Here is a 24,553-nt window from a genome sequence, read left to right on the forward strand (position 1 = left end):
ATCACTCCTTTGTTTTTTAAAAGCGCTTTCAATACACGGCGGCTTGCTCGATCATCTTCACCTCCTTTCTTGAATAGGCTTACTGACTCGCTAACCAGCTCGCTCGATAATGGCCGGACCCCAGAACGATTCGGTTGTCCTCCATCATGTAGTCGACGCCTTCGAACAGAGGCTGCCCGCTTTCGAAGATCGAGACCGGCTTCCGCAAGCGGTCCGGCAGCTCGATTACGATCGACCCGTTTACCGGCACGGCGGCTTCCAGCACCAATAAATCTCCGTCTCGCTCCCAACCGGCCGCATACGTTCCTCTGATCGTCGAGATCTCCGCCTTGGCGTAGGCGAGCTTCGAAGTAACCGGCGGCTTCACGACCATTCGCGCGAAAGCGACGGATTCGTCGCACATGCGCAAGCCCGCCAAATGCTCGAACATCCAGGCGCTAATGCTCCCGAACATCGGATGGTTACGGGATTCCAGCCCGTCCCATCTCTCCCAGAGAGTCGTTGCGCCGTTCTTGATCATGTAGCCGTAGCCGGGATACGCGTCCCTGACGGCCAATGCGATCGCGGTATCCGTCTCGCCCCAATCGGCCAGCGTGTCGAATAACAGACCGGTTCCGAATATGCCCGTATCCACGCAGCCCCCGAGCGCCTCCGAGTACTGCATCAGCAGCCGGTTTCGGATGGCCGGTTCCCGTTCGGGCGGAACGCAGCCGAGCGCGTAAGCGAAAATATCCGCTCCCTGCCTGCCGATCGAATAGCGATTCAGCTCTGGGTCCAGAAATCGCTCATTAAACGCCAAGCAAATGTCGGCGTATCGTGCCTCGTAGCGTCGCTGATCGTCTCCTCTGCCCAGCACATGCGCAATGCGTCCGAGCAATTTCGTAACGTATGCGTGAAAATAAGTGTTCACGATTCGTTCGGGCAGTTCGATGGAACCCGGGATGCACCAATCGCCCAGGCACCAGCTCCCCGGCTCCTCTCTCTCTACGATGCATCCGTCATCCGTGCAGCCTTTCAAATAGTCGACCCATCTCTTCATGCCCTCATAGTGGTCCCGAAACAGGCTCAAATCGCCGTAAGCCCAATATAAGAGCCAAGGCACGATGACATAGGCGCTTCCCCAACCCGGTCCGCCTCCGCCCCCGTTAAAGGGAGCGGTATGGGGAACGAAGCCGGTTTGAATGTTCTGCGCGTCGCCGATGTCTTGAACCCACTTCCGATAAAAGGAGGCCATTCCGAAGTTATAGATGGCGGCCTTGGCCGTAATATGGCCGTCCCCGGTGTATCCCAACCTCTCGCGATGCGGGCAATCGCTCGGAACGCCGCCGTGCAGGTTGCTCAGTTGGGACCAACGGTACATGCGCTGAATGCGGTTAAGCGTCTCGTCCGAGCATTCGAAAGAACCGACGGAATCCACCGAAGCGTGGACGATCACGCCGATCGCGGCGTCATCCCCCGGATCGCCGGGAAACCCCGATATTTCAACGTAACGAAACCCGTGCCAGACGAATCTTGGCTCGTAATCTTCAGTGTCGTCGCCTCTCGAAATATAGACGTCATGCTGAATTTGGTCCGTTCCGCCGGCGCTCGTAAAGTCGAGCGTTCCGTTCGGGTGCAGCTCTTCCGCAAACCTGAGGGTAAATCGGGAGCCGCCGGGCGTCGATCTCACCCGCAATCTGACCCACCCCGAGAAGTTTTGACCCATGTCGTAAACGTAACACCCTTCTCCAAGCTGCGTTCGGCATATCGGCCGAATCGTGCCCATGACTTTATCCGCCGGACACTGTTGCGCCCTTAATACGCCGCTAGGCGCCGACATGATGTGGACCGGTTGCCAATCCGATTCGTCGAATTCCGGTTCGCACCATCCTTCGATCTCGCGCCTGGCGTCATAAACCTCGCCCACAAAAACGTTATCGAACAGGATCGGCCCGCATTCGTTGCGCCAGCTGCCGTCGCTTACGATGCGCTCCTCGCTGCCATCCGCGTATTTAATCATTAATTGGAGCAGGAAACGGGGATTCCCGTAAGACATTCGGCCTTCGACCGTACGCGCGGTTTGATTGTAAAATCCGTTGCCTAACATCGTGCCGAAACTATGCTTTCCTACGGTCAAATCGGCAGTGATGTCGTAGGCAACGTAATAAACCGATTTATTTCCGTTATCGTTATAAGGATAAAGCAATCCCTCGATCGTTCGATCGTCGTAGTCGCTCCAGTTGGGATCGAGAACATGATCGCCGACTTTGCTGCCGTCCAAGTAGAGCTCTCCGTATCCCAGGCAAGCGAAGTAAACGACGGCGCGCTCGCACGGCTTGCCGACCGGGAACGTTCCGCGGAATAGCGGAGAGCCCGCGATATCCGGCGCGCCGATCCATTGTCCGGACCAATCCTCTTCTTGCAGAAGACCGATATGGAAGGAGGCCGTTTCGCTGGGCTCCCCCTCTCGATCCGTTTCGTCCCAAGCGACGACGCGCCAGTAATATCGGGTGTCGCTCTCCAACCGAGCTCCCTCGTATACGACGTGAAAGCTGTTATTTGAAATGACTTTGCCCGAATCCCAGTGCAATTCGCGCTCCGCGCTCAGCTTCCCCGGATCGTCGGCAACCGTAACCCGATACGCGGTTTGCGCCCGATTGCGCCCGTCGGCGCTTAATTGCCAGCTGAAGCAAGGCGCTTCCGTATGAATCGCTACGGGGTTCGGCAAGTATTCGCAAAGCAGTTGGACCGAAAGAATTTTAATCGCCTCCTCCTCGCAATGATCATCCGATCTTTCCTGCTATCCTTTGACTCCAGAGAACGCCACGCCTTTCTCGATATACTTCTGCGCGAAGACGAAAATCACGAGCAAAGGAATCATCGAAATAAACGAGCTGGCCATAATCATGTTCTGTTGGGCGTTGCTCTGATTTTGCAGATCGTTCAGCGCGACGGTAAACGTCCAATACTTAGGCAGGTTGTTCACGACCAGCGGCCAGACGAATTCGTTCCATACCGGGATGAACGTCAACACGCTGACGGCCGCGAAGATCGGCACGGATAGCGGAGCGACGATCTGCAGGAACGTGCGAAATTCGGAGGCCCCGTCGACCCTCGCCGCTTGCAGGAGCTCCTTCGAGATTTGATCGAAGAAGCCTTTGAACAGGAAGATAATAATGCCCCAGGCGGAATGAGGCAGAATGATCGCCCATAGCGAATTGACCAGATGCAAATCCTTCATGAGCAAATACAGCGGCAACAGAAGCGAGATATCCGGTATCATAATCGTCGCCAGGAAGAACATGATCCAAAAGAACTGCCACTTTTTGTTCGCGATCAGATGAGCCAGCGTATAACCGGCCAATCCGCCGAGTAACAGCTGTATCGCCACCGAGGACAGCGTCACGATCGCGCTGTTGATGAAATATTTCGTGAATCCAAGCGGACCGGCCGCATTCATCGCGATCTTGTTCACCGATATAAAGCTGTCGAACAGGCGGGTCCAAGCTTGTTTCTCCTCGATCGTTGCGACTTTTCCCTGAATGATCCCCGAAGCGCCGTAAAAATCCGCGAACCGCAACGAGAGCTCGCTCTTCTCCACGCCTTTCCCACCCGAAACGTCGCTTCCTCCGTCCCCGTACCAAGTAAACTTGGACAGCTTTTTCTCGCGAATCATCGGAAGCTTGCGATCCATTAACTGATCGGTAAACAACGTGGAAGGAACGATCGAGGGCTGTCCGGCCCGAAACGAAGACGACGCCGTATAGGCTTGGAAGATCTTCTTCCCGTCCCGGATGCCGGTAATTCTGACTTCGCCGATATTCTCCCGGATATTTTTCATCCAAGGGAACCAGATCGCCTCCATGGCATCCTTCTCGTAATCCGCCCGCTCCATCAGTCCAAGTCCCGAATAATCGAGCGTGACCCGAATCGATTGGGGAATTTGGGGAATCCACTTGGGCGGATAGGCGTCGATGTCCTTATCCGATTTGAACGCCGAAGAAACCATCCATAGCACGGGGATCAGGGAAAAAAACGCAAAGAGAATCGTCACCGCGTAAGCCGTAAAGGTTAAAGACCGCTGTCCTTTTTCGACCATGCGCGTTCGTTTCATATGGCTCAATCCTTTTCCGCGGAAATTTTATTTTGCAAGACGGTCAATAACGCAATCACGAAGAACATGAACAAGGACATGGCGCCCGAAATCCCGAAGCGCGATTGCTGGAACGCCGTGTTCACGACGAGCATCGATACGACGGTCGTGCTTCCCGCCGGGCCGCCTTGCGTCATGACGTAAATATTGTCGTAAGCCAGCAGGACGCCGGACATGAAGGCGATGAACTGGATCACGATAATGAATCGGATGTTCGGCAGCAGCATCGTCCACATTCTTCTCCAAGGACTGGCTCCGTCTACTTTGGCCGCTTCCAAGATTTCCGTCGGAATCGATTTGATAGCCGAATAATAAAGCAGAAGCGAGATGCCGTTGCCTGCGAACACCGCGGGCAATACGATGGCCAGCTTCGTTATATGCAAGTCGTTGAGCCACATATACGGCCCAAGGCCGAAAAATTGGAGCCAATAATTCAGCAGACCGTAATCGGGGTTGTACATCCATTTCCAGACGAGTACGCCAGCGACCGCCGGCATGATCGTCGGCAATTGATACATAAAGCGAAAGAAGGCGTTCGCCTTGCGAATATCGCTGAGCAGCAGCGCTTGCACGATCGGAATCCAGAAGGTAAGACCCAGATAAAGCGCGAAAAACACGAACGTGTTGGATACGGCCTGCCAGAAGGTCGACGAGGAAAGAAACTCCGTATAATTGGCCAAGCCGATGAACGCCCCTGGCGGATTGACGATGCTGTAGCGAAAGAAACTGACACGAACCATGCTTAACAGCGGATAGTATTTAAACAACAGATAGCAGAGCACGGACGGTAACAGAAACAAGACGGGCATCCAACGGATGTTCGTTATTCTCGTCATACGGTTCGTTCACCCCTGGAACAGCATCGGGATTCCCTCTTCGAGAGAATCCCGATCCCTCTTATTTTTTTACTTCCTCGTTATACTTATCGATGACTTCCTTCTGTGCGAGATCCTGCGCCGTCTGCAGCACGGCCTTTAGATCGGTGTTCTCGTCCAAGAGCGCCTGTTGAATCGGCTTGACGATATAAGGACTCAAGCGCGCTTTAAGGAAATATTCCAGATGCGTGTCTTTCGCAGCCGATTGAACGCCGCTCACGACCTCCGCCGGCAGGCCGTCGACGAAGCCCGTCACGTCGACGTCGGTCCGAACGGAAAGCAGGTTCGGGAACATGCCGTTGTCCTTGTTGTATTGCAGCACCGATTCGAGGTACGCTTTCGACGTTATATAGGTCGCGTACGTAAAGGCCGCCTGCTGCTTTTCGGGAGAAGACTTCGGATTGAGAATCCAGTAGCTTCCGCCGACTTGCGCCGGCGCTTTGCCGGAAGGACCGACCGGCAATGCGGAAAAGCCGATGTTGTTCAGGTCCATACCTTTGGCTACGAGGCCCCCGATCCAGTCTGATCCCGCGATCATGGAAGCCGCGCGTCCCGTATAGAAGTCCTTCTGGTTGTCGTCCAGGCTCTGAACGACGTTCTTCTGCGTCGCTTTATACTTGAATTTCAAGTCTTTGTAGTATTGCAACGCTTGGATCGTCGCGTCGGACGTGAACGTCAATTTGGCCGTGCCGTCCGGCTGCTTCTCGGTCAGATCGCCGCCCGCTTGCCATACGTAATACTCGAAGAACCAATCCGCCCAATCCATGCCGAGGATCGCGTAGCCGTAAGTCCCCTTGGAGGCGTCCGTCATCTTCTGGGCGGCCGCTCCGAACGAGTCCCAGTCCTTCAAGGCCGCAGCCGGATCGAGTCCCGCGTCGGCGAACATCTGCTTGTTGTACAACAGTCCCGTGACGTACATGTCGTTCGGAACGCCGTAAATTTTGCCGTCCACCGTTCCGGCATTCAGAGACGAAGGCAAATAGCCGTCCTTTCCTTCGAAGCCGTTCCAAAGATCGGTAATGTCTGCCGCAATGCCCTGCGCGATGTAAGATTCCATGTCCGGATACGGGTTCTTGTACAGATCGGGCTGCTCCCCGCCGGCTACCGCGGTCATGAATTGCTCGCGTTCCTTCTCTTTGGTCTGTTCGACGTGAGTGACCTTGATATTCGGGTATTTCGCTTCGAAAGCGGCGAAAGCCTCTTCCTTGAAGGCCTTGTCGGCCGCGTCGGCGCTCGGTTTATCCCACACGACGATCTCCACGGGTTCCGCATGCGCGGAAGCGCTCGGTGATTCGGAGGCCGATGGGGTGGCGCTGCTCTCAGGGGCGGTGTTCGTGCTCGGAGACGCGTTTCCGTTACCGTTGTTCCCTCCGCATGCGGCGGTCGTTAAAGCGATCGTCAGCAATAACATGGATGCGGCGGACAAGCGAATTTTCTTTTTCATTCTAGCCAGCTTCCCCCTCGGGTACGTTAGTCTTGCTTGTTTAAATTATAGGTCCGCCTTTTCGGAGGTTTAAGCGAATATCTTAACGGATTATTCCGATTCGATATGAAATTTTTAAGTTGAATGAAAGCGTTCCCGGTATTGCTTAGGCGTATCGCCGTAACACTTGCGAAAGACGCTTCCGAAATAGGCAGCGTCTTCGATGCCGACTCTTTCCCCGATTTGATGGATTTTTAAATCCGTGTCGCTGAGCAGCTTGGCGGCCATCTTCATTCGCAGCGAGGTTAAATATTCGATGAAGCTTTCGCCGTATTTTTCTTTGAACCGTTTGGAGAAGTAATTCGGATGAATGGAAAACCGCTCGCCGATGGATTGCAGGGATAAAGGCTCGGCGAAATGATGATCGATATACGCTCGTACGACCTCCATCACCTCTTTCCCCGATAGATCTCCGCTTCTGGCAAGACGGCCGATAACGTTCGAAGCCAAACCGATCATCCGTTCTTCGATTTCGCCCAATCGCGTGATCTGTTGCAGCCAGCGCAGCATGTCGTCCAACTCGCCGATCGTCCATTCCGCGTCTACGGCATTGGCAATCAAATATTTATTGAACAGCAGATAAAGATCGACGCAAAACCATTCGATTTGCACGAAAGCGGAATTCGGATCCTGCGCGATCGCACCCAGGCGCCGTTTCGTCCAACGAATGATTTGATCCGCATCTTGACGATCCAGCCATTCCGCGAGCAATTTGCTGTCCTCGATGCCGATGATGGACTGCCTATTTGCCTTATAGGGGGGCTGCGCGGTCCAATGAGAAACCCTGTTTCCGCCATGGAGCACCGCGTTCCGTGCCGATTGCTTCGCTTCGCGGTAAATCTCCTGGATGCGGTCAAGCTTATCCGCGAACGGACCGATCCCGACTACCGCGTTGATTTTCAAATACTTGCGAACGCCGTAAGCGACCGTTTCAGCCGCGGAAAGAACGATTGAACGATCTTGACCCGCTTTGAGACCTAACACATATACGAATTCGCAGCGGTTCAGCGAACTATGAACGAGCAAGCCCGCGATGCCTACGGCTTTAAACCCTTCCGTTACGATGTTTTTAAGCGAGAACCAAATCAGTTCCTCTTCGTCCTCCGCGAACGAATAATGGGGTAACTTTACCGGTTCCACCTGCAGGACGACCGATGAAAAAGAAACGCAGCCGACGGACAGTTCGTCCAACAAAGGATCCGCGATGTTCGTTTCCTCTTCGTTCAATAGCCTCGTGAGCGTTTGACTTCGCGCCGCTTCCTGACCCGTCTCGGCTTGTTGCTGCAGCTTTAAGACCATTTTGTCGCGGTGGCTTTCGGCCTGCAGCCGTTCGATCAAGCCGTTCAGGGACTCGTATAGTTCTTCGTCCTCCACCGGTTTTAAGAGATAATGGCTTACGCCGTAGCCAATCGCCTTCTTGGCGTATTCGAAATCGTCGAATCCGCTGAGAATGATATATTCCATCCGCGGATACAAGGTCTTGGCTATGCGAATGAACTCCAAGCCGTTCATTTCCGGCATCTGAATATCCGTCAAGACGATATCCGGCTTCGCCGATCGAACCAATTCAAGCCCCGATACGCCATCGTCGGCCTCGCCCGCGAATAACAGCGGCAATCCCGTCTGCCGAATTTTATGGATGACGCCCTGGCGTATGATCGGCTCGTCGTCAAGAACGATGTATTTCATCCTTCGTTTCCTCCTTTGTGCACCTTATTCCTTAACATCAACGTAAACGTTGTTCCGTACGCGCTGCTGCTTTCGAAAGAAACGCCGCAATCGTCGCCATATAGGAGCCTGATCCTCGCTTGAACGTTCAGCAAGCCGATGGAAGAACGGTTTTCGACCGACTCTCCGTGTTTAGGCGTTCCGGCTAACCTTGCACGGAGCCATTCCTGTCTTTCCGAATCGATCGGCATGCCGTTGTTCCAAATTTTCACCTGTACGCGATCTCCGTCTTCCATTGTCGCTTCGATTCTGACGATTCCGGAATGACGGCTTCGGCTTACGCCATGGAGAATGCTGTTCTCCACGATCGGCTGCAGAAGCATCTTCGGAATCGGCGCTTGCTCCAACCCCGGTTCGACGTAAATCAAATAATCGAATTTCTCTTCGAAGCGGATTTTCTGGATAGACAAATACAACCGGATTTGTTGAATTTCCATCTCCATCGTCGACATATCTTCACCGCTAATGTTGTAACGAAACATTTTTGCAAGCGATCTGCTAATAAACGATATTCTGGCATCTCCGTCGATGGCGGATAAACTATCGATGATTCCGAGCGTATTATAAAGAAAATGAGGATTGATCTGGGATTGCAAGCTTTTAATTTCCGCGTTTTTCTTGATGATTTCAGATTCGTATACCTTCAAAATAAGACGGTTGATTTCCTTGGCCATTCGGTTGAACGACGACGTGATGTACCCTAACTCGTCATAGCTTCTAACCGGGAGGCTCACCTCGTAATTTCCGACTTCGATCGCCTTCATGCCTTTGCTTAATTCTTTAAGGGGCGTAATCGTCCGAGAGTAGAACAATCCGGCTAACAGCATGGAGAATAGCAAGCTTAACGACCCGATTACGATGGTGCTTTTCGTGAAATCGTTTACAGGTTTAATGAGCAGCTTAACCGGCATCATCGTCACGAGCATCCAGTCGGATCTCTCCAATTTCTCGTAAAGGACTAAAGCCGATCCGAAATCCCTTCTTGAATAGAAGTGTCCGCCTTTCGCTTTCTTGGCGGACTTCAGATCATCGGGACTAAGCAGGGATTCGCCTCTTTCCGACGGAACGAGGGAATGCACGATGGTACCGTCGGTTGCCTTGACAATATATGTGCGGTTAGACTGGTCTCCTTCTACTTTCTTGAACCATTGATCTAAGGAATGGAAAGATAAATTGTACATCATGACTCCGATGATCGGACCCGGAGAAGTGAGCGAGATACTTCGAATGGCTTGCGTGAAAGTAAGCGTCTGCTCCATCTGGTCTGCATTTAATCCGTATATGGTCGATGGAACCCAAACGCCTTTGCCGCTCGCTTCGATGGCGATGCGGGCAATGCGCGCCTTTTCTTCCGGCAGCATATCCGGAATCGCGTTTCCGGCTCTAAGGGAAAATCCGTTTAACTGGTCGACGGTAATCGACCACACGATGGGGTTGTCGTTCACATAAATCGTGAAGTCGCCCGTGTATTTACTCAGCGCGTCCGGGTTGCTGCCCATGCTTTGGACGAACTTCTGAAATTCAAAATCCCTAAAGTTGCTCCAAGCGAAGCCGCGAACATTCTCCAAATAGGAATTGAACGCGACCGCAGACTGCTGCATCGCTCTTTCGCTTGTCTCGACGGCCTGCCGCTTTAAATCTCCCGCCGTGCGGGAATAAAAGTTCGCCACGAGCACCGACACCGTGAGCACGATAATGAGAAAGGACGTCAGCATCATTTTTCGGTACATGGATCTTCCGAAATAGCGGAAAATAAACAACGCAACCAGAGATCGTCACCATCCTAATCGAAATTGATCTATTTTCTACATCTTACAACAAACCTCCGTTCTTTTTTTCAATCGTTCAGCTGCCGGAATATGAAATTATGAATGTAAGGATATGAAATTCATAAGGTCCGCTATATTCTGATAAGTGTAATAAAACCGACCGCCTAAGCTCTTCAAGGAAGAGCACGGGCGGTCGGTTTCACTCGCGGCCAATCGTTATGAATAAATGGTCTTCCGGTAACGGGCCAGTCCGAACATATAGAGCCCGTACGCTACGAACCCGAACGCCGCTGCGCCGAGCAGCCATCGGCCGTGCGGCTGCAGCGCAAGCTCGGCGAGCGCGTCGTCCAAGCCTTTTGTTTCTTCAGGATCGGAAAAGACGGCGGTGCGCACGAGAAAATAACCGATGAGGCCGAATACGACGCCTCTGGCACACAGACCGAACTTCGCAGTAGCCAAAAGAGGTCGATACATAGCAGGTTTTATTTCATTCAATTTGAATGAGTCCGTAAAGGAGTTGCGTATCGCTTTGACAATTTCAATAATCCCGTAAATAGCGAAGCCGAGACCGGCTGCCGCAATTAACGTAGCGCCAAGCGGCTGCTGCAGAAGTATAGCTGTCAACGTCTGTTCTTTGTTTCCCGAAGACGGCTGGTCGCCCAAGATCGTTTTCGCTGTATGGTAAGTGATTACCGCATAGAAGATTCCTACGCCAAAACGAGAGGCGCGTACTAAAATTCCTTTAATGTCCCCTCCCTCGCCGTCCGGATCTGCGAATGCTTGTACAAACCGCCAAGCCGAGAATCCAGCCAGTCCGACGGCAAGTATGAGCAGCAGAATGCCGCCTAACGGCTGTGCGCCGATCGTCTCAATGGCACCATTCGTATCCGACGTTTCCTTTCGATGCCCGACCGCGGTCATCATTGCCAATGCCCCGATCATGATATAGACAGTCCCTTTAGCCAAGTAGCCCGCTCTGGCGAACTTATCGATCGCAGGCAACGCTTCGCGAATCGCCTTTCGTGATTTCGTTGTAGGGGAATCATTTATATGCACGTTCTCCGCGTATTTTTCCGTGTTAAGGCCGCTCATCGTTCGGCGAAAATTTTTAGCCTTCGCCTTCCCTCCCCGCTGATTATAAGTCGAACCCTCATTACCCATCCAGCCAAACCCGCAAAACATGAACTTCTATTCCCATGGTGCGTCGCCGGATAAATTAGTCCAAAAGTTGGGAATATCTTGTATCGCTACAACAAAAAATCCGCGTTAGACGCGGATCAAATACGATATAAGATGTAGTCGTCTGCACACGGAATCAAGAAATTAGCCCTTCCGAACCTTAAAAATAACTATGTCGACATATGAATTAATGGTTGATGATCGTTGAATACCATTTCACCAAGCGTATACTGAAGTCCCTATGCTTTTTTATAAACCTTTCCTTATAGTCACCTTTAATCGTTTCAATACCCATACCAAAGTGGTCATCGAGCTCGTGAATAATAAACTCAAAAATATCTTTTTGATCCCTACCCTGTTGCAGTAATGAGATCAACTGGACAGTGATACAGTCATACTCATCTTTTGGCGCACCGCCATTTATTAATCCAATTGGATCCCATTCATTTACGATTGGTTCAAGTTGCATGTATAACGCATCGTACTGCTTCTTTAAATTTTTGACTTGAGTATTTGAGGGATGTTCCCACATACGCATCACCTAACAACAGAGAGTTGATTAACGTAATTTAGCCGTTAGCGGCGGAATCATCTGAACGGTATTTTACAAAATCTGTAATGGACCATTCATTCCAAGTTTCTTTATTTTATTGTTTTTATCCATGAAAATTAAAATCCTCTCAATGAAACACAATTATTACCATATTTAACCTTCTTTTAAACGTTAAATTATTAACTGGTTTACTATATGAATTGCTTTTTTCATTCCTTCATACAATTCGGTTACTGAACGATATTCTTCTTTGAATACTGGGTTGCTCCATTCTGAGTTCTTGATAATGTATATAATAAAAATGCCATTTAGAGTTGAAAATCTGCCATACCATCCGACATCAACTAAGTATCCATTTGGATATTCGACCATAAACATATCTTCATCTAACCATTTAAGATCGGTCATATCTTCAGGACTTAATTTATAAGAATTCCATTTAACAATTCCTGGTCTGAAATCAAAGTTTTCAAACATTTTATACCTCTCAATCTTATATATCACCAAATTCGTACATATGTATAGAAACTTGCATCCGATACACAAACTCCAATCTCTGTACGCGTACTGCGCTAATGGCGCGGATGCGGATACCGCTATCGTTAACGAAAAGTGTTAATGTTAGATCGTAAAGAGGAGTTTTTAAAGCAAGTGTCGTGTCGTTGCGTTCCAAACGTCGTTAATGAGATACTGTATTCCGCGTACATCGAGCTTCGCGAAAATAATTAATTTCTATTTTTCAATGGAATAACAAGTTTTAGCCCTGACCATACCTCATCAACAGCACAAACCTTAACGTCCACCAGACCTATGCTTAATGCATATTTTCTTATAATCTCATCGCTTAAATCAGTCATTATTTTTGAAGCCTTCTTCGGCCAAGAAACCCAGATCATGCCTGATTGATTGATTCTGTCCTTAAATTCGCTTAATAAAGGGAATAATTCCTCTTGCGATGAAGAGAATAGATGAATAAAATCCACTTCATGCGAGTTACAATCTCTACTTAATCGCTCGATCATTGGGATTTCGCCTAGTAAAGTAAAATAATGAATGGGCTCATTAATCAACAACACCCTTGATCCCGTTTTAATTCCGAGCTTTTTTACGAGTGGAGTTACCGAATAACCAATACTCATTATATCAACCTCCGTCGTCTGGCTTTAAAGATAAGAAATCAAGTAAGTGAATGGACCAACCATACCAATGCCAGTACACTCAAAGACAGGCAAGTTTAATATCCTCTAAAGGTACGTTGTTTGAGATATCAAATAACCGAACGAAGGTGACATTAAAGCTTGGAAACGACGGTAAAGCTTCTCTTGCAGCCAATTTCATTTCTATGATTTCTGCTTCATTCATACCCCATTTTGTTTGACCTAAAGTCAAATGTGGAATGAAGTTTTCCAACTCTGTATTACTGTCAATAAATTCGGGCGGTGGGGTGATCGCGTCTACCAAATTCTTATGTAGGTTATATATCTCTTTCGATTCAACGCTAAGGAAAGTAACCGCTGTTCCAAATGAACCTGGTTTAGACAATGTGATTTGGAAGTTTGGAAATGAAGCACAAGCTTCCCTTACCTTTTCAAGCCAAATCATATCCTCCGTAAGTCCATTTGAGAGTTTAACAGTGATATGTGGCTCAACAGGAGCCCTAAATCCATCATTTTCCCATCGATTTCGAAACGTCTTAGCCCAATTATTGCGGAATACCAAAATTTTTTCTTTATAATCTTCAGGTGGAATAATTCCTATGAAAAAAGGCATTTTTACACCCCTTGTAGATTGTATTTATTTTCTCGAACCCCTTTTAACCTCTTTATTGAACCAATGGATATACCCGCAGCGGTCACAAGTCAAAATATTCGCCGAACGATTTGCAAAATCCAGGTTTAAAAAGCTCATCAAAGATGTATTTAACTGAGCATAGCCATGTTTGAATTTATCATACCGACAATGAATACAAGATACAGGTATTCCATTCGCGTTATATGGGCCTGGCCCTATTGATTCCTTTAGTTTCCTGGCGAATCGTTTAAAGAACTTCTTCGTTCCAAACGACACAATCCCACATCCTCTCAAGGCTGCCGCATGCAGTCCTGAACTTGTACATATTAATCCCTCTTACTCTACAATTGTAATTACATTACCGTCTGGATCATGAACATGAAAGTATTTGCCGCAGGGCAAGTTATCATGGCGATTCGATACGGTTACCTCATTTTCCAGCAATTGCGTATAAAATGCTTCAGCATCATCGGTACGCAACTCAAAGATGGGCGCCGGCTTTCCATGTCGTGTAAAATGTAAAGGAATCAGTTCTTGCTCTTCATGCATTAGAACGCTTGGACCATTTTCTCCAAGCTGAATGATTGCATTGGCGTTTTGATCAAAGCGCATAGGTTCGCGTAGCAAGATGACACCAAGATTTTCAACGTACCATTCTGCTGAAACCTCGACATTTCGGACAGGAAGATTAATACATGCAAGTCCTGTGATCCTTTTTATTCCCTTCGTGACAAGCACCGACCCTAATTTCTGTTCCGTCTTCGTTTGGTCCACCAACTCAAACAACTCCTTCTTTAAAATTCCTTCTTTAAATCTGCGAAAACCACTTTCCACCAAGCTAAGACGCATATCATACAGTATACTTCGATACGACCCTATATTTACCTTCTATTACTTGTTGTGCTATTCTCCCGCTTGCTTAATGCGCAAAAACTCGGCGGTGAACATGCGGAGGAGAGATTGAAAAAGAAAAGGCCAGTGTTCATGGGAATGACTGGCTTTCACTTTGCCCGTCTGCTGGATCACTGTCCACGGACCGTTTTTCTTGACGCTTGCCTTTGCCATTCAATTTGACAGGCGTCAATCCGGCGCTCGAAGCTTTTCGCTTCCTCGTACCGAGGCTTGATTTTCCATGCGCCCGACTTGTCGATGCAACCTCACTTGCTGTTCACCAAGACAGGAGCGAGGCCGTTCACGAATGAATCGACATTGGCGTAGCGGTCCTGATTCAACGGCATGCCGTCCGTTCGGATAAAATGCCAGCAAACCTGGAACTTGACGCCGGCCCTGTCCTGTTAGAAGTCCTTCACGATTATAAAATTGACTAATGCTCAAATCGTTATTTTTTCTCCAATATTATATGGAACTAAATGTCTTCAACCACCACCATAGAAAAAGAAAAGGAACTGCACATGTTACCATCACCAATATGACAACAGTTTTATTTCTTCTTCGTTTCCCCATGTATATCCCTCCGCGTCTACTATACCATTAAGGAATTCGTGCGTGCGGTAGAGGCCGCTTCAGGGATCGCCAGAAAAACGAATGACCTCCGTTTGCCGGAGGTCATTTGTCCAATTGTGTTACTCACAGCTGAATTTCCGTATCATATTCTGATAGAGAGCCTGATCCGGTTAGAACCGCAAAGGACAGCGGTTTTAAGCGAACGGGATGCTTGCCCCCCGACATTTCGACGACGCCCTGATTTTCGGTTTCCAACAGGTTATACAAAATGACCTTCTCGCTATTCTTCAGCCATACCAGTCCGATATAGCCTCCTTCGACGATGTGCGGGAATTCCCGCGTATCTTGACCGATTCGCGCTTGAAGCATCGATACTTCCACAGCGTCGGGCTTTGATGTCGCTTCATGCTCCCAGCAGACAAGATTGAAAGCCATAGCCTTTAACGCTTCGATAACCGCTTTATTTTTCAACACGGCCTTTTGGTCAAAAATAACTTGCTTGTAGCGAGGCAGCTTCGCTTGCCATTCCTGCGTGAGTTCATAATCGCCGAAAAACAGGAGCAGCTCCCCGTCATCTTCGCGCTGGTCCGCACGCAAGGGCTTGACCGGCAAGCCCGCCAATACCGGCAAGCTGGTCGGGATAATGGATTCCGCATAAGCGCCGTGCGTACCGTAAGCAAGGTGAACCGGATAGGTTCTCTCTCTGTCCACGCAGTCATGGTCAAATGCTCGCAATACCGGAAGCGCATCAGCAATCGCTTTCCAATAGCTGTCATCCATCACCCATGTGCCGCTCATGAAGAGGATATTTTCGAGCCCGGCCGCTATCGCCAGCTTCGCTTTATATACCAAATTATGTTCCTTTAGAGACCGGGGAGGGAAAATCGTCGTTTCGCTAAAAGCGAAAGGTTTGTCTATGAAGTTCAGGTGGTAAGCGATGCCGAGCATTTCTTCGCCTTTTGCGTACGGATTGGCGAATTTTCGATCAGTGAATTGATGCTCCCCGACTCTGAACAGCGTGTCCGGCATTTCTTCCCGTATTGCAGCAATATCGATGCCGTGACGCTCGTCGCCGAAATGCATGACCATAATCCCCGGCTTCACGCCTTCTATGTCCGTCGCCTTCATGACAGCCGTAACTTTGTCGCATTGAAAGGCAACCCAATCCTTCATTAAGGCCGTGTCCAGTCTGTCTGACATTCGCGCGCTCAAGGTTTCCCTCGTCTCTTGACGGCGATAAATCGCGTTAAATTCCGTTATGCATGCATCGCAATAGCAGCCTTCTATATTGGCATTTAAGTTGCCGACGCGCAGATCGTCATCGAGAAACACTTCTTTAAAGCCTGCATCGCGGAGCAGCTTGGCCGCATTCCCATTGTCCTCGATCAGACAAGAATCGATCGCCCCGCAGAAATAGGCGGTTCCCCCTTTGTTATCGATCCGATAGTGCCAATGCTCGGGGATTTTCAGCTTTGAATCGGGGTCGTCCGGGTTAAGCGAATTGCCCGGGTGCCCGATCGGGATCGTCAGCGCACCGATTTCAAGTCCGTTTTGTTCCGCAAAATCCTTCGCTTGCTTAAGCTCTTCTAGATCGATCATGTCTCCGGAGAAAAAACCGGCGATCCAAATTTTCTCGATCCCTGCTTTCTTCATATTTGCAACCAGCGCATCCCTCGTGGATAAATCCAGCAGCGGTTCATGGGCCATGCTATAATGCAGCTTCATCTTGGCTCCCCTTTCAATTTCATTTGCTTACTTCATCTTTCGATCCCTTATTTTACCTCAACTGATTTCAAAAAAAGCCGCGATAAAAGCGGCTTTAAGTAGGGCAAAGTTATTCAATTCCGGCAACCGCAGTCGGCTCCTTCAGCAGATTCAATAAGACGGACCCTTCATAGTACGAATGCTTGATCAACCATAAATCCCGAGATCGCGATGAGGGTTCCACGCTTTTCGCGCTTTTTTCTCCGAGGGGATTGAGAATATGGGGCAATTTTACTTTGCAAGATTCGCTATGTATTGAACTTGAACCATTTGAAGCGGAAAATATTAAAGCCGCCGCACCTCCCTTTACGTGAAGAACGGCGGCGGTCAGCTCCTGAGGAAGCGAAGCAGTCTGAATAAATTTGGGTGATCCGGCTCGGCCGCTTACGGTTCGCCGCGCGCCTCATCTCGTTGTCCGGCGCATGCAACGGCGATTATTCGGCAGCCTCCTTCATAGGACCGGCGTCTTCCCCGCGTCTGGCCGGCGCGTAGGCGATCGCATCGATCTCGATCAAGTAAGGCCCGATTGCGCAGCCGATCGAGGTGCGCGTGGGATAAGGGCGCGTCATCACGCGCTCGTATGCCTGGTTGTAGCCCGACAGATCCTTCGTGTCGCCGAGATAGGCGTTGAGCTTGACGATATGTTCGAGCGCAAGTCCCGCAGCGCCGAGGATCGTCTCGATATTGCGCAGGCATTGAACGGTTTGCTCCTCGATCGTGGCGCCCGCAAGCTCGCGGGTGACCGGATCGACGCCGACCTGGCCCGACACATAGACAAAATCGCCTGCGCGGAGCGCCTGAGAAAAGGGAAGCGGAAATTCGGGAGCGGAGCTTGTATGAATTGTTTGCGACATGCGGATCGAACTCCTTTTCGGTAATTAAAAGACAGCGTCGATTTTGCCGGGAGCTTCAAGACAGCTTGATGACCTGACCGCCGTCCACGACGAGACAATGGCCGGTCATGTACCGCGCATCGGCGGAGGCGAGAAATAGCGCCGCGTCCGCGATCTCGTCCGGCTGTCCGACGCGCCCCATCGGAATCGTCCGCAAATAAGGCGCGAGCGCTTCCGCATTTTGAACGAGCGGTGCCGTAAGTCTGGTCTCGATCAGGCCCGGACAGATGGCATTGACGCGAATGCCATGCGGGGCAAGCTCCAGCGCCATGGACATCGTGAGCAGGTTGATCCCGCCTTTGGAGGCGTTATAGTGCGCCTGATCGGCTTCCGCGGCCAGCCCGTTCACGCTCGACATATTGATGATCGAGCCGCCCCCGCCCTGCTTGACCATCGCTCTCGAGACGGCTTGGCCGACCAGAAATGTTCCTTTGAGATTGACGTCCATATGCAGGTCCCAGTCCGCCTCGGAGAGCGTCAGGAATGGGGCGGGCTTACAAATCCCCGCATTGTTCACCAGGATGTCGACGGCGCCCCAGACATCCAGTACGGATTGCAGCATGCCTGCCACCTCCTCCGCATGCCGCACGTCCGCGCACACGGCGATGGCGTCGCCGCCGCTGCCTTTGATCTCGGCGGCGGCCGATTCGAGCGACTCCCTGTCGTTTCCCATCATCGCCACGCGGGCCCCCTCGGCCCCGAAGCGGGCAGCGACGGCTTTGCCGATGCCCAAGGCGCTTCCCGTAATTAAGGCAACCTTCCCCTGCAGCCTCATGCTGCCCCTCCTCTCTTGAAAAAAAAGCATTCAATCCAGCGGGTAGACCGGCCTGCGGAGCTTGCGATAGTTAAAGTGAGATAAATTGGCACTGCAGCAGCCGGGCGAATCCACGTAAATGACACGTCGGGCAAAGGGGCCGAAAGCAGCCTGCCAGGCGATCGCCGACTTGACGACAAGCATGTGATAATCGCCGGGCCAGATCCCCGCGCTCCTCACATGGCCCAGATCCCATGGCGCCGTGCGCTTCTCCGTCAAGACGAGCGTCAGCAGGCCTGATGCGACGACAGCCGTTTTTCCCATATCCGCCCGCTGCCCGGTCATATAAGGTCCCGCATGCCGATACTCGCCGTCGAAAAGGAGTCGCACCTTGCCGTTTACCGCGACCGGATCCCCGTGCAGCCGATCGCTTTTTCCGCCGACCTCGCACGCGAAATAGCCCCCGACGCCGATCCCGAAGGCTCGGGCTACCGCTTCCTCGTCCCGGATGACGATCAATGCGGGTTTGGTTATGCCGATTAGACAGGCCAGCACATGCGTGGCGTCGGCCGGCGCGCCGCCGCCCACATTGTCCGAGCCTTCGGCCAGAACGATCGGCCCCTCCGGCTCCGCCAGCGCCGCGGCGACCGCTTCGGAGGGCGGCGATTGGGCAATGGAAAATTGCGTCCGCATATCCCAGGCCATCCGTACAAGCTCAGCCGCCAGCGTATCGGCCAGCGCCCGGTCGCCGTCCGTCGTGACGACAAACGACATTCCGGCGTCCGGCACGTCTGCATACGGAAAGCCGCCTGCAACGGTCACGTTTAATACGCGGGGATCGTCCTCCAGCTCGAAGGCCCGGTCCATCAGCGACTTCATGGCGCCCTCTTCCGTCATCATCGCCTGCGGAACGATCAGCATGCCGGCATGCGCATAGGCGCGCACGGGCTCGATCTCGCCCAGGATGCGCCGCAGCAGTAGCTCGAACGCCTCCTCCGCCCGCTCGTGCATATCAATATGGGGATAGGTGTCGTAGCCTATGATCACATCCGCAAGATTTGTCATTTCCGGGCTGACATTCGCATGCAAGTCGATCGTAAGCGCGATCGGCAGGCCGCTTCCGTGCCTCGCGCGGATTCGGCGCAGGCATTCGCCTTCCACATCGTCGTACTGCTCGGACGCCATCGCGCCGTGCATGATAAGCACCAGCCCGGCGGCCGCCGGATCGATCGAGGCGACGACGCTCTCGATAAGCGCCTCCGCGGCGCGGCTGCAGACGAGCCCGCTCGGCGTGGCCGCGGCATACAGGCCCGGCTCCAGCTCGACTCCATGTTTGGCTGCCGCATCGATGACGCCTCCCATCGAGGTGCGCGTCCCGGCATAGCGTTCGTAAAACGCGCGCCGCCCTTCGACCCATTCTCCTTTAAAAGCATCAACGTTCGTCATCCCAGGCGCAAATGTATTGGTCTCGTGCAAGAGGCCCGCGACTGCGATCCGGACCTCCTTAAGAGGCGGCATCGGCATTCTCCTTTTCATCCAACGACTCGGCGCCGCACCAGTCTGCCGTCAGCTCGGCATACCAACGGATGAGGCGCAGATAGCTGTCCAGCTCGAGATACTCGTCCGGCGCATGCGCGTTGCCGCCCGCCGGACCCAGGACGAGCGCCGGCGTCGCGCTGTACAGATTAAACAAGAAAGCGTCGCACGCGAACGGCGCCCCGGCCGGCTCGATGCAGTGCTTCCCCAGTGCTCGGCGTCCCGCCTTCGCAGCGATATCGAGGAAGGAACGGCAAGCTTCGTTATCCGGCATGGCGCTCGCCTCCAGGTAACGAATGACCGGTACGATCTCGGGCCGACATTCGCGCAAAATCGGAAACCGATCCAGCGACGACTCGTAAAACGCCTGGAGCTGCAGCACGATCTCATCCCCCGAAACGCCGGGATAGCTTTCGATCCAGAAATGCACCTCCGCTTGCTCGGGCATCTCCGGCACGACGCACGCCGCATCGCCGGCTACGATTTTTAATCCGATCGCTTCGGCCTCCTTGCTCTCGCGCCACAGGGCGGGCGCGGGGTAGAGAGTGCGCAGCCGTTCGCCGAATGCGCGCAGCAGATGGGCGAAGTCGACGGCGGCATCCAGCGCATTGACGAGCCGTTCTCCATTGAAGGCAATCCCGTTTTTGCCCGCAAAAGCCGCCTTCCACGCGCCGCCTCCGAGATGCGCGGAATAGAGTCTCAAATTACTTGGTTCCGGAATGATCGCCATATCGGCATGCGGCCCGCGCAGCCGGGCAGCCAGCGATCCGTTCGCGCCGCCGTACTCCTCGTCGACGACGCTCTCGGCGTATACGTCGCCCTTCAGCCGCACGCCAAGCTCGCGCAGACAGCGAATCGCCGTTAGCGCTGCAGCCATGCCGCCCTTCATGTCGTAGGCGCCGCGGCCGTACAGCCTGCCGTCCTCGAGCTCGCCGCCGAACGGCGGGAAGCGCCAGCGCTTATTGCCTTCGCGGACCGTATCCGCATGGCCGGAGAACAACAGGGAGCGTCCCCCGCCCCCGCCGCGGAACCGGCCCGCCACATTGGGGCGTCCCGCGTACACCCGGCCCGGCATATAGGCCGGATGATGAATAAGTCCCTCAACGTCGCCGAGCTCGTAGACGTCGACCTCAGCTCCCGCAGCCGTCAGATAGGCCGCAATCGCCTCTTGATAAGCGCCCTCGTCGCCGCCCGGCGGGCGGTTCACGCTCTCGAAGCGGACGAGCGTTTGCGCCAAGCCGACCGCTTCGTCGCGATGCGCGTTCAGCCAATTTTCAATTCGTTCGGACAGCGCTTCCCGTCTCATGCGTCACCTCCGCTCTAGTTTCTGCTTCCCGCCTTCGGGCTCTGCTTCCCTTCCCCGGGCTCGAATCTGGCACGGACACCTCACCGTCGTTCGAAGGCGGCAGTCCTCATTGCGTCCGGCCCCGGGCATCGACCTGAATCATCCGTTCGATCCGGCCTTTACGCACGCCAATCAGCCGGTCGTGCAGATTGGTTACCGTACAGCAATGATTGGGAATGACGGCGACCGTGTCGCCGATTCGGAGCGGGCAATCGTCCGGCACCCGGACAATGCCGTGCTCCTCGCTGAGCCGTTCGATGACGGCTTCCGGGTAATTCGGCAGATAGCCGTACCCGGGACGGTGAGGACTCGTATCCGTCGTCAGCGTTTTGGAGCCCGCGTCGATGATAATCGTATCGGGACGCGGCGCGCTGACGACCGTCGCATAGATGCGCATGGCGCATTCCTCCTCCCCGATAATACCGGGGTAGAGCTGCGAGCCGTCGCCGAATACGTAAGCGCCGGGCCGTATCTCCGTAATGCCCGCCAGCTCCGCGGCAAACTTGCTCGTCGGCGTGGAGCCGGCGCTGATCTCCCGAACGTCGACGCCGTATACCCTCAAGCACGCCTGCGTTGTCAGCAGGGCCTGCGCCTCTGCCTGCGCGATCTCGCGGCATTCCTCCCGGGACGCCTTGCCGTATACATGACCCGCATGCGTCATCAGCCCGGCCAGCCATACGCCTGGCAGCGCCGCAATTTTCGCTCCGAGCTCCGCCGACGCTGCGCCGGGCTCCCGCCCGCAGCGGTTCAGCCCGGAGTTGACGTCCAGGTACAGCGGTATCCGGACATCCAGCGATTGGCCGAGTGCCGACAAACCTGCTGCCGCTTCGAAACTATCGATCCCGACCGTGATGCGGGCGACCTTCGTCAGCGCCGCCAGCCGTTGCAGCTTGGCGGCGCCGACGATCGGATACGCGATCAGAATGTCTGCGATGCCGGCCGCCGCCATCGCTTCCGCCTCGCCCAGCTTGGCGACGGTGATTCCACAGGCGCCCAGCTCCAGCTGCCGCTTGGCGATCCACGCGCTCTTGTGCGTTTTGATATGCGGCCGCAGTTTAACCCCCGCCGCAGACGCCAGCTCGCTTGTCTGGCGGAGGTTCCGCTCCAGGCGGTCCAGATCGACCGCGACGGCCGGCGTGTCGAGCGCTTCCAGTTCAGTTGACAAACGAAGGCCTCCTTTCCGGCTGAATCGATGGGTGCCGCTCCCGAATGCCTGAAGACCGCGTCTATTTTTTCACCGGCGCTACATCCTCTCTGTCATAAAGCGTTTTTTCTTTTTATAATAAAAGCGAAACGTCGGAATTGCTTTATGCGTTCAGCCGTTATCTTTGTAAAAAAGGCCGGAGGCGGCAGCTCATGAAATTTCCGCGCCTGACGCTGCGCGAGGAACTGAAAATCCGCAAGCTGATCAGCTTTTATTACATGGAGCTGTCCAAAAGCTTCGTCTCCATCGGGGAAAAGCATAACTTTTGGGAGTTTATTTACGTGGATAAAGGCGAGATTCATATCGTGACCGAAGGCCGCTCCTATTTGCTCAAGCAAGGCGACATGCTTTTTTACAAACCGAACGATTTCCATACGGGACACGCCAATCGGCTGGTAGCGCCGAATCTGATCATCATTTCTTTCGAGTGCGATTCTCCTTGCATGAGCGCGTTCGAATACCGTCCCCTGCATCTGACCGACGGCGAACGTCATCTGCTGTCGGAGATTATCCGGGCGGGCATCGAGTCGTTCGATTCGCCGCACTTGCGCAGCGCTCCGCCGCTGCGAAGAAATGAAAATGCGCCTTTTGGCAGCGAGCAGCTTATCCGCAATTACTTGGAAATCTTGCTGCTGCAGCTCATCCGCCGTACGAGGGAAGTTCAAACGGCCCTCCTTCTCCCTGCATCGGGGCCGAACGTCGAGTCGGCGGAAGGCGGCCGGCAAAGCGAGCTGACGCGGCAAATCATCGAATATATGAACGTGCGATTAGGGGAGAATTTGACTCTGGAGACGCTCTGTCGCGCGTTTGGCGTCGGCAAGAGCCGGCTAAAATCGCTATTCAAAGCCGAAACCGGCTGCGGTCCGATCGCTTATTTCAATCATCGGAAAATTGCCGAGGCCAAAAAGCTGATACGTGAGGAGCAGCGCAATTTTACCGAAATTGCGGAGCTGCTGGGGTATAGCGGCATCCATTATTTCTCCACGCAGTTCAAAAAAACGACGCGGATGACGCCGTCGGAGTATGCGAAGGCTACCGGCGCCAAAATCGTCCGGACCGTACATTGAATTCTCATGCAACCCATAAACTAAAAAGACTGCCAGGGATGATCATAGATCACCCTAACGGTCCTTGTAGGTTTGGTGGCTATCCGCAACTTGGTTTACGCGTAATGCCTGCAAATATATATCTCTTTTTGTCAATGCCGCCACTTATAAGAAGAAAAGATGCAAATGAGCATTTATTTTCCTCCATCAGCCAGATTTACGGCTTGTGCTTTGTATTTACCTGCGCATTTGCAGGTATTTCATCTAGCGTGGTTGGTCGGCAGAGAATACATGTTTAAATGCAGGTTTTTCGTCCCGCATAACATCCAAAAAGCCCAGCACGCTGAAAACGCACATATGAATCGTCGCCGCCCGACGCTATCCTTGCTGCCCTTCGATGACAACCAACAGCACCGCCGCAGCCAGCCCCAACCGGCGGTCCAATCGGTTGTCCTTATCATACGAGAAGTCCAGCCTTAGCTTCCCCACCAGAGGATTGAGGTCTTGCTTAAACAACGCAACAGGCGCGCCGCCCATCTCCACATGGAATTTTTGCGGTATCAAATTGGTCAAAAACCTTCTTAGCAGTGCCATGAGCGCGCTGTCTTCCTTTATGAGCCCGATCTCTCTCTCGCTGGTATCCAATATCGCCCATTCGTCCTTCAGCATCGACTTCACGCCCTTGCGGCGAAGAGAACCGAGGTTTTCTCCGGTCGTCGAGTCGAAGACGTCGTAGATCGCGGAGAAATCGATGATGCTGCGCGCCTGAATCGAGATGAGCTCGTCCTGCATCGTATCGTCGGAAAACAGGCGAATATCTTCTTTCAGCTTGAACGCCTTCATTTGCGAAAATAATACCGGTTGTCCGCTGCCGTCGAAAATATCGATCTTCGCCCCCACCAACGACATCACTTGTTTCCTGACAAGGTATTGCGTATGCGTAAATTTAGGATTCATGGATAGCCTCCAGTGACTTGAATTCCATCATAAATTCGACAAGCCGTTGGAAAACCCCTCCTAAAGGAACGAAAACGACA

General features: G+C 52.6%; 20 protein-coding genes. 1 reads left to right on the forward strand and 19 read right to left on the reverse strand.

Going from position 1 to position 24,553, the window contains the following annotated elements; translation table 11 throughout:
* Positions 1-79 precede the first annotated feature (79 nt).
* The 18 genes from KB449_RS12560 to KB449_RS12645 form a co-directional block, all read right to left on the reverse strand.
* Positions 80-2,743: a family 78 glycoside hydrolase catalytic domain gene (locus tag KB449_RS12560; RefSeq protein ID WP_488192482.1), complete on the reverse strand. Its 2,664-nt coding sequence runs from the start codon at positions 2,741-2,743 to the stop codon at positions 80-82.
* 36 nt (positions 2,744-2,779) lie between these two features.
* Positions 2,780-4,093: a carbohydrate ABC transporter permease gene (locus tag KB449_RS12565; protein ID WP_282908706.1), complete on the reverse strand. Its 1,314-nt coding sequence runs from the start codon at positions 4,091-4,093 to the stop codon at positions 2,780-2,782.
* Between the two features lie 5 nt (positions 4,094-4,098).
* Entirely contained in the window at positions 4,099-4,968 is an 870-nt protein-coding gene (locus KB449_RS12570; RefSeq protein WP_282908707.1) for a carbohydrate ABC transporter permease, read from the reverse strand.
* 61 nt (positions 4,969-5,029) lie between these two features.
* Positions 5,030-6,451: an extracellular solute-binding protein gene (locus tag KB449_RS12575; protein ID WP_282908708.1), complete on the reverse strand. Its 1,422-nt coding sequence runs from the start codon at positions 6,449-6,451 to the stop codon at positions 5,030-5,032.
* Positions 6,452-6,565: 114 nt separating this feature from the next.
* Entirely contained in the window at positions 6,566-8,179 is a 1,614-nt protein-coding gene (locus tag KB449_RS12580; RefSeq protein WP_282908709.1) for a response regulator transcription factor, read from the reverse strand.
* The gene (locus tag KB449_RS12585; RefSeq protein ID WP_282908710.1) at positions 8,176-9,948 is read right to left on the reverse strand and encodes a cache domain-containing sensor histidine kinase; all 1,773 of its coding nucleotides are present in this window, start codon (positions 9,946-9,948) and stop codon (positions 8,176-8,178) included. The genes KB449_RS12580 and KB449_RS12585 overlap by 4 nt, the downstream gene beginning before the upstream one ends.
* A gap of 255 nt (positions 9,949-10,203) precedes the next feature.
* Positions 10,204-10,989: a DUF1206 domain-containing protein gene (locus KB449_RS12590; protein WP_282908711.1), complete on the reverse strand. Its 786-nt coding sequence runs from the start codon at positions 10,987-10,989 to the stop codon at positions 10,204-10,206.
* A 364-nt stretch (positions 10,990-11,353) separates the two neighbouring features.
* The gene (locus KB449_RS12595; protein ID WP_282908712.1) at positions 11,354-11,698 is read right to left on the reverse strand and encodes a hypothetical protein; all 345 of its coding nucleotides are present in this window, start codon (positions 11,696-11,698) and stop codon (positions 11,354-11,356) included.
* 192 nt (positions 11,699-11,890) lie between these two features.
* On the reverse strand, positions 11,891-12,196 hold the full coding sequence (locus tag KB449_RS12600) for a hypothetical protein (RefSeq protein ID WP_282908713.1): 306 nt from the start codon (positions 12,194-12,196) through the stop codon (positions 11,891-11,893).
* A 248-nt stretch (positions 12,197-12,444) separates the two neighbouring features.
* Entirely contained in the window at positions 12,445-12,858 is a 414-nt protein-coding gene (locus KB449_RS12605) for a hypothetical protein (protein ID WP_282908714.1), read from the reverse strand.
* Between the two features lie 79 nt (positions 12,859-12,937).
* Positions 12,938-13,489, reverse strand: coding sequence for a 2'-5' RNA ligase family protein (locus tag KB449_RS12610; protein ID WP_282908715.1), 552 nt, complete (start codon positions 13,487-13,489; stop codon positions 12,938-12,940).
* A 357-nt stretch (positions 13,490-13,846) separates the two neighbouring features.
* Complete coding sequence (locus KB449_RS12615; protein ID WP_350356270.1) at positions 13,847-14,284, reverse strand: VOC family protein; 438 nt, start codon at positions 14,282-14,284, stop codon at positions 13,847-13,849.
* Between the two features lie 813 nt (positions 14,285-15,097).
* Positions 15,098-16,699, reverse strand: a complete 1,602-nt coding sequence (locus KB449_RS12620; RefSeq protein ID WP_282908717.1) for a hypothetical protein — start codon at positions 16,697-16,699, stop codon at positions 15,098-15,100.
* Between the two features lie 473 nt (positions 16,700-17,172).
* Positions 17,173-17,592 (reverse strand): RidA family protein, encoded by a 420-nt coding sequence (locus KB449_RS12625; RefSeq protein WP_282908718.1) that lies wholly within the window; start codon positions 17,590-17,592, stop codon positions 17,173-17,175.
* Between the two features lie 55 nt (positions 17,593-17,647).
* Positions 17,648-18,406 (reverse strand): SDR family NAD(P)-dependent oxidoreductase, encoded by a 759-nt coding sequence (locus KB449_RS12630; RefSeq protein ID WP_282908719.1) that lies wholly within the window; start codon positions 18,404-18,406, stop codon positions 17,648-17,650.
* A gap of 30 nt (positions 18,407-18,436) precedes the next feature.
* Complete coding sequence (locus KB449_RS12635) at positions 18,437-19,903, reverse strand: M81 family metallopeptidase (RefSeq protein ID WP_282908720.1); 1,467 nt, start codon at positions 19,901-19,903, stop codon at positions 18,437-18,439.
* Entirely contained in the window at positions 19,890-21,227 is a 1,338-nt protein-coding gene (locus tag KB449_RS12640; RefSeq protein WP_282908721.1) for a M20 family metallopeptidase, read from the reverse strand. The genes KB449_RS12635 and KB449_RS12640 overlap by 14 nt, the downstream gene beginning before the upstream one ends.
* 106 nt (positions 21,228-21,333) lie before the next feature.
* Positions 21,334-22,431, reverse strand: coding sequence for an alanine racemase (locus KB449_RS12645; protein WP_282908722.1), 1,098 nt, complete (start codon positions 22,429-22,431; stop codon positions 21,334-21,336).
* Positions 22,432-22,622: 191 nt separating this feature from the next.
* Between KB449_RS12645 and KB449_RS12650 the strand changes: the two genes are divergently transcribed.
* Positions 22,623-23,537, forward strand: a complete 915-nt coding sequence (locus tag KB449_RS12650; protein WP_282908723.1) for an AraC family transcriptional regulator — start codon at positions 22,623-22,625, stop codon at positions 23,535-23,537.
* A gap of 357 nt (positions 23,538-23,894) precedes the next feature.
* Here the strand turns inward: KB449_RS12650 and KB449_RS12655 are convergent, their stop codons facing one another.
* Positions 23,895-24,473 carry an LURP-one-related family protein gene (locus KB449_RS12655; protein WP_282908724.1) on the reverse strand — a complete coding sequence of 193 codons (579 nt, stop codon included), beginning with the start codon at positions 24,471-24,473 and terminating at the stop codon, positions 23,895-23,897.
* Between the last annotated feature and the right edge of the window lie 80 nt (positions 24,474-24,553).

The organism is Cohnella hashimotonis, from assembly GCF_030014955.1.
GTDB lineage: Bacteria > Bacillota > Bacilli > Paenibacillales > Paenibacillaceae > Cohnella > Cohnella hashimotonis.